The sequence below is a fragment of the Pyxidicoccus caerfyrddinensis genome (assembly GCF_010894405.1).
Classification (GTDB): Bacteria; Myxococcota; Myxococcia; order Myxococcales; family Myxococcaceae; genus Myxococcus; species Myxococcus caerfyrddinensis.
Genome location: NZ_JAAIYA010000033.1, coordinates 100,038 through 112,476, shown reverse-complemented (window position 1 = coordinate 112,476; position 12,439 = coordinate 100,038). Strand labels below are relative to the sequence as shown.

Here is a 12,439-nt window from a genome sequence, read left to right as displayed (position 1 = left end):
CAGGGCAGCGATGCCCTCCCGAATCCACGGCCCGCCACCTGGCGGGAGGAGCTTCCCTTGAATCGCAAGTCTCTGAGCCGGCGCCCCTCGCGGGCGCTCCGGATGGGCGCCATGTTGCTCTCCGCCAGCGTCACCCTGGGTACCCCGCACACCGTCGGTGCCCAGGCCACCGTTCCCGGCAGCACCACTGCCGTGGACCCGGACGCCCCGCTGCGCCCGAAGCTCAGCCCCAGCGAGCGGGAGCGCCTCGAGCTCTCCCTCCCGGACCAGGCCGCCCAGGTGACGGCGGAGCTCAACGCCGCACGCACCCGCTTCGGCCTGGGGCCCGATGACGAGCTGCGCCTGGTACAGGCCCAGTTGGACTCCTACGGCACCGCCCACTTCCGCTTCCGCCAGTTCCACCGCGGCGCGCGCGTGATGGGCCGCGGCATCGTCGCTCACCGCGACGCCTCGGGCGCGTCGGAGACGCCCTACGTCGCCTCCTACATCACCGTGGACACCACTCCGGGCATCGACTCCGCTGAAGCGCAGCGCGTCGCGGAGGGTGTCCATGGCCCGGCCTCCGAGCCGCTGAGCACGCGCCTGGAGCTCGCCATCCAGCCCGTGGTGGAGGTGCGCTACACGCCGGACGCCACGGGCGCCGTGCGCAACAGCGAGCAGATGCACCGGGACGTCACCGGCTACCGCCTCGTGTACCTCGCGCAGGTGGCACCCGAGGAGGCGGACGAGCCGGAGACGGCGCCCGCGCCCGCCCCCGTGGGTGAGCCGCCGCCGGCGTCCCCGTCACGCGCGGGCTCCGCATACCCGCTGGACGAGGAGGAACCCGACGGCACCAGCAGCCGGCTCGCGCCCGAGAGCTCGAAGCTGGCCCAGGCGCCCCTGATGGTCGTCATCGACGCGGCGACGGGGCGCGTGCTGTCCCAGCGTCAGGACATCAGCCATGCGGACGACGCCGTCGAGAGCCTCGGCCACTCGCTCCAACACGGCGACGTCACGCTCAGCACCCGCTACAACGCGGGGGCCAACCGCCACGAAATGAAGGATCCGCACCGCGCCGGCAACGAGGTGCGCAACCTGAAGAACGGCACCAGCCACAAGGCGAGCAAGACCTCGCGCTACGTGGGCTCGGACAACGAGTGGGGCGACGGCTTCGAGTTCGAGGACGGCCAGGACACCTTCAGCACACGCGGTGAGACCGCGGCGGTGGACGTGGCCTACGGCCTCGAGCGGACCTGGGACATGCTCGCCAGGGTGTTCGGCCGCAAGGGCCTGGACAACAAGGGCAGCTCCATCAACCCCCGCGTCCACTACGGGCACGAGTACACGGACGCGCACTGGAGCAACCAGCACGAGATTCCGTTCTTCGGTGACGGCAACAAGTGCTGCACCGCGGGCGAGGACAACATCGCTCCGAAGACCAGCCTGGAGATTGTCGCGCACGAGCTGGGCCACGGCGTGTGGCAGTACGAGCTCGGCGCGACCGATGAGCAGGTCGCCTCGGGCCTCAACGAGGGCCATGGTGACGTGATGGGCTCGCTGGCCGAGTTCTACACGCTCGGCCACGACGGGCTCGGCTGGCACATCCCCGACACCCACGCCGGCTGGAACTTCCGCACGCGCATGGTCAACCCCGAGGGCTACCCGGAGAAGAACGGCAGCGGCGAGGTGCGCCACGGCCTGCGCTACTTCAGCGCGTTCATCCACAAGGAGCCGGTACACGTCATCGGCACGCTCTACGGGCACGCCTTCGTGCTGCTCGCGCACGGCGCGGTGAGCAACCCCGACAGCACGCGCTACAGCGGCTACCTGCCCAACGGCATGGCCGGCATCGGCGCGGACCGGGCCGGTGAGCTCTGGTACGTGGCCACCACCGCGTACCTGCCGGAGGAGCCGGACTTCAACCAGCTGCGCTCGGCCTACCTCTCCGCCGCGAAGCAGGTGTACGGCGAGGGCAGCCGCGTGCACAACGCCGTGAAGGACGCCTTCGGCGCCGTCGCGGTGGGACAGGTTGCGACGGACTCCACGCCCCCTGTCATCTGGGACACCCACGTGTCCGCGCTGGACGAGGGCGAGGGCTCGGTGTTCGTCGTCGCCTCCGCCGGGGACGACACGGGCGTGCTGCGCACCGAGTTCCGCACCGGCACGCAGCAGCGCAACTCCGACTTCGCGCCCTTCGAGGCCTACCTCGACGTCAGCACGCTGAGCCTCGGCTCCCACCCGGTGCGCGTGAAGGCCGTGGACCGCACGCTCAAGGAAACCGACCGGGAGCTCCCCATGGTTCTGGTGGGCGCGAACCAGTTGCTGGAGAACGGGAACTTCGAGGCCGGCACGGCCGGCTGGTTCGCCACCGCGGGCGTCATCGGCAAGTCGGGCGGCGGGCGCCCCCTGCCCTTCCTCGGCGCCTACAACGCGGTCTTCAGCGCGCTCGGGCAGGTGACCCAGGTGGTGAGCATCCCCGCGGACGCCACCTCCGCCACGTGGAGCTTCCGGGTGCGCGTCGAGAGGGACGCCCAGGAGGGCGGAGTGCTCGCGGCGTCCGTCCGGGACGAGAACACGGGGACCCTCACGACCCTGGCCACCTTCGACCGCGAGGACGTGAAGTACTTCACCGCAGGCCGCCACTACCGCCGCGCACAGCTCGACCTGCTGCCCTTCCGCGGCCGCACCCTCAAGCTGGGCTTCAGCACCAACACCCTGGTGGGTGACAAGGACTACGGCCTCGACAACGTCAGCGTGACCTACACGGCCCCGGTCAAGGTCAGCGCTCCGAAGCTGGTGCTGCGCGAGGACGAGCAGACCCTGCGCTTCGACTTCGTGGGCCTCAGCGGCTATGCACCGGAGCGCATCAAGAAGGTCGAGTACCTGGTGGGCGGAGTGGTGAAGGCCACGGGCCTGCAGGGCCCTGCGTTCCCGAGCCTCATCTCGACGAAGGGCTGGCCCACGGGCTCGTCCACCGTCGTGGCGCGCATCTACGACCACGCCAACGCGCTCGTCGCGCAGTCGGCCGGTACGACGCTCACGCTCAAGGGCGTGAAGCAGGCGCTGTCCAACGGGGACTTCGAGGACGGCACGGCCTCCTGGCTCTTCAGCGGCGCGGTCTCCGTGCCGGTCAACGACGAGAACGTCGCCCGGGCCTTCCTCGGCTCGAGGCACGCCCGGCTCGGAGGCAAGGGCGTGCAGCACGAGGGCTACCTCTCGCAGATTGTCGGCCTGCCCCAGGACCTCCTGACGGCGCAGCTCAGCTTCCGCCTGGCCATCGACACCCAGGAGGACAACGCTGGCACCACCGACTCGCTCCTGGTCGAAGCGCAGGTGCTCCCGGACGGTGCATGGCAGCCCCTGCAGACCGTCACGGCCAACACCGACCTGAGCGGGGAGGAGACCTTCCGCGGCTACCAGCGGCGTACGGTGAACCTCACGACCTTCAAGGGCAAGACGGTGCGGCTGCGCTTCAAGGTCCGCGAGGACGCCGGCCTGCCGACCACCTTCCGCATCGACAACGCCAGCGTCGTGTACACGCAGCTCGGGTTCGAAGCCTGAGTCCACCCGCGCTGAGCTGAGGCACCGGACGCCGTCGCTCCCCTACGCGGAGCGGCGGCGTTCGTGCGTGGGAGTCCGGATGACCTAGAGTGTGGCCGTGCTCCCCACGCCGGCCGCGAGTCTGGTTGCCGTCTTCACCCGCCACCTCCCGGAAGGTGTCGCTCCCACCGGTCCTTCCAGCGACTGGCTCGAGGCCCGGCTCCAGGCCCGCGTCTCAGAGGCGGCGGCGGCGTGGCCGGAGCTGGAGCTGGAGCTTTCCCTGGAGGACTTCGTCGCCTTCATGGCGGAGCGGCTCCTGCCCGGTGCCCCGGTGGAGCAGGGACTGGAGGCGCTCCACGTGGGGGACCTGCTGCTCGCCTTCGCGTGCTCGCGGAAGGAGCCGCTCGCGCTGCGTCACTTCGACGAGCAGGTCCTCGCCAGGGCCGTCAGGGCCGCGGAGCGGATGGACCCGTCGCCCGCGTTCCGCGAGGAGCTCGCCCAGCAACTGCGGCAGAAGCTGTTCGTGGGAGACGCGCCGCGCATCCTGGACTACTCGGGCCGCGGCCCGCTGGTGGGCTGGGTGCGGGCCGCGGTCATCCGCGATGCGTTGAATCTCCGGGGCGCCACCCGCCAGGACGAGGGTGACGACGCGCTGCTCGACCTCCCGTCGGACCGCGCGGACCCCGAACTCGACTACCTGCGCCGCCGCCACCAGCGCGAGTTCGCCGAGTGCTTCCGGGCCGCGCTGGAGGCGCTGGACCCCCAGGACAAGACGCTCTTGCGGCTCCACTTCGCGGACGGGGTGGGGGTGGAGCAGCTCGCGCGGCACTACCAGGTGCACCGCGCCACCCTGAGCCGCAGGCTCGGCAACGCCCGGGAGGCCATGGTGAAGCACACGCTGCGGCTGCTGAAGGAGCGCTACAAGCTGACCCCTGACGAGCTGCAGAGCATCATCCGCCTGCTGCGCAGCAACCTGGAGCTGCGCATCAGCCAGCTCTTCCAGAAATGAGCGCGCGCGAGCCCATGGGCTGCCTCGATGAGAACGCGCTGCTGGACTACGCGGGCGGCCACCTGCCAGAAGCCGTGCGCGCGGACGTCGACGCGCACGTCGCCGGTTGTGCCTCCTGCCGCGAGCTGCTGGCGCAGTGGCTCAATGCCGGCGCGGGTGACGGTGACGCGGATTACACGGGCGACCCGGAGCGCACGGTGCCGCTCTCTCCCGCGCGAGCGCGCCGGGGCCGGGCCGCTGCCGCGACCTCCAAGCCCACACAGCCCTCTGGGGAGGGACGACTCGCGCAGGGCACCCGGGTGGGCCGCTACGTCGTGCTGCGGCCGCTGGGCGAGGGCGGGATGGGCGTGGTGTACACCGCGTGGGACCCGGAGCTGGACCGCACGGTGTGCCTCAAGCTGCTGCGCAGCGAGCTCGTCGCGCTCCTGGGTGACGAGGCGCAGCCCCGGCTGCAGCGCGAGGCCCAGGCGATGGCCCGGCTCGCGCACCCTCACGTGGTGGGCATCCACGACGTCGGCACGTGGGACGGGGGCCTGTTCATCGCCATGGAGTACGTGCGCGGCGGCAACCTGCGCGAGTGGCTGCGCCAGGCGCCGCGCGGCTGGCGCGAGGTGGTGGACGTCTTCGTGCAGGTGGGCCGGGGGCTCGAGGCCGCGCACGCGCACGGGCTGATTCACCGCGACATCAAGCCGGACAACCTGCTGGTGGGCGAGGACGGCCGCGCGCGCGTCACCGACTTCGGGCTGGTGCTGCAGGCCTCGGACGCGCACCCCGTGCGCCCCGAGGTTGCCGGAGCAACGGCGGGCGCGCTGGACGTCAAGCTCACCCGTCCCGGGCGCGTCATGGGGACGCCGGCGTACATGCCTCCCGAGCAGCTCGCGGGCCGCACCGTGGACGCGCTCTCGGACCAGTTCAGCTTCTGCGCGTCGCTGTTCGAGGCCCTCTTCGACGAGCGCCCCTTCACCGGGGACAGCGTGGACGAGGTCTGCCGGAACATCACGCTCGGCCACGTCGCGCCCGTGCCGGCGGGCCGGGGGCGGAAGGTCCCCGGCTGGCTGAAGTCGGCGGTGCTGAAGGGGCTGGCCCCGGAGCCGGCCCACCGTCACCCGTCGATGCACGTGCTGCTGCGGCAGCTCTCCCGGGACGCGGGGCGCAGGCGGGCCATGCTCGCCGCCGCCGGGGTGGTGGCGCTCGGGGCGGCCACCGCCTTCGCGGCGCCGCAGTACGCGCAGCACAGCCGCCTGGCCGCGTGCGACTCGCAGCAGCAGGCGCTCGACGGAGTCTGGGACGCAGCGGCCCAGGGGGCCATCCACCAGGCCTTCGCGGGCACCCGACTGCCGCACGCGCAGACGGCGTGGGACGCGGCGCGCGGCGTGGTGGGCACCTATGCGGACCAGTGGCAGGGGATGCGCCGGGAGGTGTGCCGGGCCGCGGTGGTGCACCGGCTGCCGGAGGAGACGCTCTGGCTGCAGGACCGCTGCCTCGCGCGCGGCCTGCAGGCGCTGAAGTCCGTGTCCTCGCTGTACCGCGCGGCGGACCGGGACGTGGTGTCCCGCGCGCTGAACATGGCCCATGCGCTCCCGGAGCTGGCCTCGTGTGGCGAGGTGGCGGTGCTCACCGCCTCGCCCACGCCGCCTCCCTCGGACGCCGCGCTGAGGACGAAGGTGGAGGCGGTGCGCCTGGCCCTGGTGGACCTGCGCGCGCAGCGCGAGGCCGGCCGCTTCCGCCAGGTGATGGAGCCCGTCCAGGCGCTGCGCAAGGACGTCGAGGCCCTGGGCTACCGGCCGGTGGCGGCGGAGGTGCTGCACCTGCACGGGCTGGCGCAGCACGACTCCGGGCTCGTGCGCGACGCGCTGGAGACGCTGCGGCGCGCGGCGGTGGCGGCGGAGGCGGGGCGGCACGAGCTGCTCGCGGCGAGGGCGTGGACGGACTTCGTCTTCGCGGCGGGGCGGCGGCTCAAGCGCTTCGACGAGGCGCACCTGGGCGCGGAGCTCGCGGAGGCGGCGCTCGAGCGCGTGGGCGGCGAGCCGGTGCTGGCCGCGCGGCTGCTCACCAACCGCGCGGGGCTCGAGGCCGCGCAGGGGAACACGGAGGCCGCGGTGAAGCTCAACGCCGAGGCCGTCTCCGCCTACCGCCGGTTGCTGGGCGACGACCACCCGGACACGGTGCGGGCCCTCCTCAATTGGGGCACGCTCCTCTACGGCGCGAATCGCGACGCGGAGGCGAAGGAGGTCTTCCAGAAGGCGCTCTCCGCGACGGAGCACTCGCTGGGCCCCAAGCACCCCGCGGTGGTGGCCCTCGTCACCCACCTGGGCCGCATCGCCCGCAGGCAGGGTGACGCCGCGGGAGGCAGGGCGTACTACGACCGCGCGGTGCGGCTCCTGGAGGAACTGGACGGCCCCGAGCACCCGGACCTGGCCATCCCGTTGACCAGCCGGGCCATCCTGTTCCAGGAGCTGGGCCGGTTCGACGAGGCCCGACAGGACCTGCGCCGGGTGGTGGAGCTCGCGCGCCGGGGCTCTGGCGATGACAGCCTGGAGGTCGCGGAGGCCTACGGCGACCTGTCGCTGTGTGAGCTGCGCGGCCGCGACCATACCCAGGCGGTCGAGTACGCGAAGCGCGCGCTGGGCATGGCCCGCGCGAAGCTGCCCGCGGGACATGCGGACTTCTCCTTCTACGAGTCCACGCTCGCACACGCGTTGTCGGCGAGCGGGCGGTGGGCGGAGGCGCAGCGGCTGTTCGAGTCGGCGGCCCGGACGGAGCAGGCGGCGAACGCCACGGGCTCCGATGCGCTGGCGGACATCCTCACCGGGCTGGCGCTGACGCAGGTGGAGCAGGGCAGGGCCGCCGCGGCGGAAGAGGCCGCGAGGCGGGCCCTGGCGCTGCGGGCCACCCATGGCGCGGACCCCGCCAACGTGGGCGAGACGCGCTTCGTGCTGGCCCGCGCGCTGTGGCTCAACGGGAAGCAGCGCGCCGCGCTGGACGAAGCGCGCGGCGCGGCGGCGGACTACGGGCGCTCCACCCAGCGGCGGGATTGGGATGCCGCCGACGTGGCGAGGTGGCTGGCGGCGCGCATCCCGTCGCGCTGACCTACGAGTGCCTGACGGGCGCTTCGGGCTTCCCGTCGCCGTTGATGAGGCCGCCGGCGGGCGGCTCCTTGTCGGTACCCTTGACATGCGGGTCGACGACTCCCGAGGCCAGCGCCCCCACCTGGCCCAGAATCCGCTCGAAGTTGCGGGCCACGTCCTGGACGAACTCGTCGACGGTGGGCGGGGGAGGCTTGGGCTCCGGCCGCGCCGGGCTCAGGGCCGTCTGGGGCGCGGTGGGGGCATCAGGCCCCTTGAGCGTCGTGGGTTGGAACGGGCTGCTCTGCTGCGAAATCCGATTCGACATGGCGGCTTCCCCCTCGTGACACATCAACGGCCGAGACAGGTTAACGACTCCCGGCCCGAAAAGTCGATTCAGTGCGACGTCATTTCGCCTGCCTTTGTCATCCCTTCAGGAGGCAGAGACATGATGATTCGCGGATTCAAGCCTGGTGTCGTTCCGGTGCAGTCCACCCCGTTGCAGACCCCTTCCACGGTTGCCAGTCCGGGTGCCGTCAATCCAGGGCCGCGGGGCGGGCCGCCGTCGCGCTTCACGGACTCCTTCACGCCGTCCGTTCCCGCGCCGAAGGTGGTGGTGCAGCCCGCGGACGTCCAGCCGCCCCCGGGCCTCACGCGCCCCCGCAAGCCGCAGGGCGCCGAGAAGCCCGGCGGGCTCGAGCAGGCGCCCCGCTCCACGGACACCACCCCCGTCTTCTACGACCCGAACATCACCGCCACTCCCGACGTCGAGGCGCTCATCTCGAGGCTGTCCGACGTGCGGGCGCAGAACGGCCTGGAGCCCATCACCGAGGCCCAGCTGGCCGACATCCGCGGCCTGTCGGGGAACGAGTTGCTGATGTACGAGTTCTCGGTCGGCAAGCTGGAGCAGCTCGCCGCGGGGACGATTACGTCCGCGGACTACATGTTCTCCGTCCTGGACGAGGCGGCGCGCATCTCCGGAGACGACCCGCGCCTGTTCCGCCATCTCGTCACGTTCGCCTTCGCCAGCGAGCCGCCGGGCGCGGTCAGTTTCGAGAACTTCGCCGGACGCCACGGCCACATCGCCGGCTCCTCGCTCGAGGAGACGCACTACAAGCTGTGCGGGAAGCTGATGAACGCCGACCAGGGCTACAACCCCGCCGTCCTCGACAGCCTCTATACGAAGACCAGCAACGTGTCGCACCACTTCAGCGCCTTCGTGGAGCTTGCCCAGGGCCTGGGCGGCCCCTGGGGCATCCAGAACGCCCACGGCTCCCTGGGAGACGCCGACACCAATCCAGGAGACGTCCGCAATGGCAACTTTGGCGCCATGGTGGGCTTCGCCGTGCGCTGGAACGAAATGAGCCCCACGGACCTGGTGAGCCTCATCCGCTGGGCCTACTCGGCCACGCCGGATGCGCCCGCGCCCTGGGGCACGCCCGCCACGAACGCCGACGGCGCCTCCGTGCCCTTCGGCGATGACGCCTCGCACTTCAAGCTGGCGACGTGGGTGGCGCTCTACAACGAGGCCCACCCTGGCGCGCCCATCACCGAGCGCTAGCCCTCCGACATGACGACCTCCATGCACGAAAGCCCGAGTCCGATGCTCCACGTCCGCTCCACGAAACTGCAATCCCCGACGAAATTCGCCATCGCGCTCCTGCTGGTGCTCACCGCCTGCGGGCCCGACCTGGAGCACGCGGGCACGTGGGGGCAGGGCGCGCCATCGGCGCTCACCCTGGCCTCGATGTCCACGGCTCGCGAGAGACACACGGCGACACGGCTGCCTGACGGCCGGGTGCTCGTGGTGGGAGGTCATGTCAGCAGCTACGAGGGTCCATTTCCCTCCGCCCCCGTCCCCCTCGCCAGTGCGGAGCTGTATGACCCGGCGACCGGCACCTGGACGCCCACCGGCTCGCTCGCGCAGGCCCGCTTCGACCACGCGGCAACGCTGCTTCCCGACGGCCGGGTGCTCGTGATGGGTGGGCGGGAGCTGAGCGCCGAAGGCGTCTTCGCCAGCGCGGAGCTGTATGACCCGGCCACCGGGACGTGGTCCTCCACTGGCGCGCTCGCGACGGCGCGCTACTTCCACACGGCGACGCTGTTGAGCGACGGCAGGGTGTTGGTGGTGGGAGGCATGGGCGTCGGCGTCACGGGCTCGAACATCCTCGCCAGCGCGGAACTCTATGACCCGGCCACCGGCACCTGGGCGGCCACCGGCTCGATGCCGAACACCCGCTACAGTCACCAGGTGACGTTGCTGCTCAATGGCAAGGCGCTCCTCGTCGCGGGGCGCTCCTCGACGGCCAACTACTCCTCGTGCCTGCTCTACAATCCGGCGACCGGCACCTGGGCGGCGACGGGTGCGCTCTCCCAGGCTCGCGCCTACGCCGGCCAGACGCTCCTGCCGGATGGCCGGGTGCTGGTGACAGGTGGAAGCAGTGCGAATGTCAGCCTCGCCACGGCGGTGGTGTACAACCCGGCCACGGGCACCTGGGCCGCCGCGGCCTCGATGATGAAGGCGCGCGCCTTCCACTCCGCGACGCTGCTGCCCAATGGCAGGGTGCTCCTCGCGAGCGGTGGTACCTCCCCCGGGGACGTCGAGGTGTATGACCCGGCGACCGGTGGCTCCATCACCGGCACGCTCGCCCGGGCCCGCAGCGGCGCCACGGCGACGGCGCTGCTCGATGGCCGGGTGCTCCTCGCGGGCGGCAGCAGCACGAGCGGCTCGGTCGCGACCTCCGAGGTGTTCGACCCGACCACGGGCATGTGGGCTCCGGTACCGACGCTGGCCGAGGCCCGTCAGCTCCACACGGCGACGCCGCTGGACGACGGCCAGGTGCTCATCGTCGGCGGGCTCGGCCCCGATGGCGCTCTCTCCAGTGCCGAGCTCGCGGACCCCGCCACGGGCACCGTGTCCGCCACCAGCCCGCTCGCCCAGGCCCGCGACAGTCACACGGCGACGCGGCTGAGCGACGGCAGGGTGCTCGTCACGGGCGGCAAGGACGCCAGCGGCCCGCTTGCCACCTCCGAGCTCCATGACCCGGCCACCGGGACGTGGACGACGACGGGCTCGCTCGCGCAGCCGCGCCGCCTCCACACGGCAACCCTGTTGCCTGATGGAAGGGTGCTCATCACCGGCGGCCTGGGAGCCAGCGCGCCCCTGGCGACGTGCGAGGTCTTCGACCCGGCCACCGGCACCTGGACGACGACGGGCGCACTGGCGGCGGCGCGCTCCGGCCACAGCGCGACGCTGCTGAACAACGGCAAGGTGCTCGTCGCGGGAGGCCGGAGCGCCACCGCGCCGCTGGCCACCGCCCAGCTGTATGACCCGGCGACGGGCCTCTGGAGCAACACCGGCTCGCTGACGGCGCGCGCCAACCACACGGCGACGCTGCTGAACGACGGCCGGGTGCTCGTGGTGGGTGGAGACGGCGCCACCGCGGCCCTGGTCTCAGCCCAGCTGTACGCCCCGGCCACCGGCGCGTGGACCGCGGCGGCCTCGCTGACGGGGGGCCGCTCCAGCCACACGGCGACGCTGATGCCGGATGGACAGGTGCTCGTGGTGGGCGGCAAGGTCCCCGCGGGCTTCATCTCCAGCGCCGAGCTCTTCGCGCCGGACGCGGGCACCTGGCACACCGCCGCTGCCCTCGCGACGAGCCGGGCCTGGCACACGGCGGCGCTGCTCCCCAATGGCAGGGTGCTCGTGATGGGAGGGCTCGGCCCCAGCGGCCTCCTGCGCGGCATCCAGGAGTATGACCCGACAGTCGAGACCTGGAAGCCCACCGGCGCGCTCGCGCAGGCCCGCCGCTACCACACGGCGACGCGGCTGAACGACGGCCGGGTGCTCGTGGTGGGTGGGCAGGGGCCGGCAGGAGCCCTCGCGAGCGCGGAGCTCTATGACCCGGCGACCGGCACCTGGGCTCCCACGGGCGCGCTCACCCAGGCCCGCTATGCCCATACGGCGACGCTGCTGAATGACGGCCGGGTGCTCGTGGCGGGAGGCTATGCCACGGCGGGCCTCGCCACGGCGCAGGTGTATGACCCGGCCACGGGCCTCTGGACCGCGACGGGCTCGCTCGCGCAGGTCCGGTACTGGCACAGTGCGACGCGGCTCGCCAACGGCAAGGTGCTCGTGGCGGGTGGCTACAGCGGCACCGCGGCGTTGGCCACGGCCCAGCTGTATGACCCGGCAACGGGCGCGTGGACGAACACCGGCTCACTGGCGTCCGCCCGCTACAGCCACACGGCGACGCTGCTGCCCGCCGCGTCCTTTCCCAGCACGCAGGAGCAGGTCATCGTGGTGGGCGGGCAGAGCACCACCGCCATCACCTCGGCGCTCGCGACAGTCGAGCAATACAACGCGGCCACGGGGACGTGGACCACCGTGACCGCGCTGAGGCTCGCGCAGGCCCGCTCCTTCCACATCGCGACGCGGCTGAACACCGGCAGGGTGCTCGTGGCGGGCGGGACGGGCACCGCCGCCTCCCTCGCCACGGCCGAGCTGCTCAGTCCGCTTGACAGGGTCCCCAGCGTGGACACCACGGGCGGGCTCGCGCAGGCCCGCGCGCGCTTCACGGCGACGGCATTGCCCGATGGCCGGGTGCTCGTGGCGGGAGGGATGGGCACCACCATGCTCAACAGCGCCGAGGTGTATGTCCCGTCGCTCGACACGAACGTCACCGCCAGGTGGTCCACCACCGGCACGCTCATCCAGGCCCGCCGGGCGCACACGGCGACGCTGCTGAATGACGGCAGGGTGCTCGTGGTGGGCGGCGAGAACAGCACCGCCCTCCCGTACCTCGCGACGGCCGAGCTGTACTGACGTGGACGGGCGCTAATGGAC

The 12,439-nt window shown here is 72.3% G+C and carries 6 protein-coding genes; 5 read left to right on the top strand and 1 reads right to left on the bottom strand.

Going from position 1 to position 12,439, the window contains the following annotated elements; genetic code table 11:
• The first annotated feature begins 57 nt into the window (after positions 1-57).
• From G4D86_RS46345 to G4D86_RS46335, 3 genes are all read left to right on the top strand, one after another.
• Positions 58-3,540 (top strand): M4 family metallopeptidase, encoded by a 3,483-nt coding sequence (locus G4D86_RS46345; RefSeq protein ID WP_164001825.1) that lies wholly within the window; start codon positions 58-60, stop codon positions 3,538-3,540.
• Between the two features lie 97 nt (positions 3,541-3,637).
• Positions 3,638-4,528 carry a sigma-70 family RNA polymerase sigma factor gene (locus tag G4D86_RS46340; protein ID WP_164001824.1) on the top strand — a complete coding sequence of 297 codons (891 nt, stop codon included), beginning with the start codon at positions 3,638-3,640 and terminating at the stop codon, positions 4,526-4,528.
• Between the two features lie 14 nt (positions 4,529-4,542).
• Positions 4,543-7,617, top strand: a complete 3,075-nt coding sequence (locus G4D86_RS46335) for a serine/threonine-protein kinase (protein ID WP_164001822.1) — start codon at positions 4,543-4,545, stop codon at positions 7,615-7,617.
• A 1-nt stretch (position 7,618) separates the two neighbouring features.
• Here G4D86_RS46335 and G4D86_RS46330 read toward each other — a convergent pair whose 3' ends face one another.
• Entirely contained in the window at positions 7,619-7,921 is a 303-nt protein-coding gene (locus tag G4D86_RS46330; RefSeq protein WP_164001820.1) for a hypothetical protein, read from the bottom strand.
• Between the two features lie 120 nt (positions 7,922-8,041).
• Between G4D86_RS46330 and G4D86_RS46325 the strand changes: the two genes are divergently transcribed.
• Positions 8,042-9,154, top strand: a complete 1,113-nt coding sequence (locus tag G4D86_RS46325; RefSeq protein WP_164001818.1) for a hypothetical protein — start codon at positions 8,042-8,044, stop codon at positions 9,152-9,154.
• A 42-nt stretch (positions 9,155-9,196) separates the two neighbouring features.
• The gene (locus tag G4D86_RS46320; RefSeq protein ID WP_164001816.1) at positions 9,197-12,418 is read left to right on the top strand and encodes a Kelch repeat-containing protein; all 3,222 of its coding nucleotides are present in this window, start codon (positions 9,197-9,199) and stop codon (positions 12,416-12,418) included.
• Positions 12,419-12,439: the final 21 nt, after the last annotated feature.

Coding starts and splice junctions, on each gene's coding strand:
- G4D86_RS46335 (WP_164001822.1), top strand. CDS start 4,543: ATGGGCTGCCTCGATGAGAACGCGCTGCTGGACTACGCGGGCGGCCAC.
- G4D86_RS46330 (WP_164001820.1), bottom strand. CDS start 7,921: ATGTCGAATCGGATTTCGCAGCAGAGCAGCCCGTTCCAACCCACGACG.
- G4D86_RS46325 (WP_164001818.1), top strand. CDS start 8,042: ATGATGATTCGCGGATTCAAGCCTGGTGTCGTTCCGGTGCAGTCCACC.
- G4D86_RS46320 (WP_164001816.1), top strand. CDS start 9,197: ATGCTCCACGTCCGCTCCACGAAACTGCAATCCCCGACGAAATTCGCC.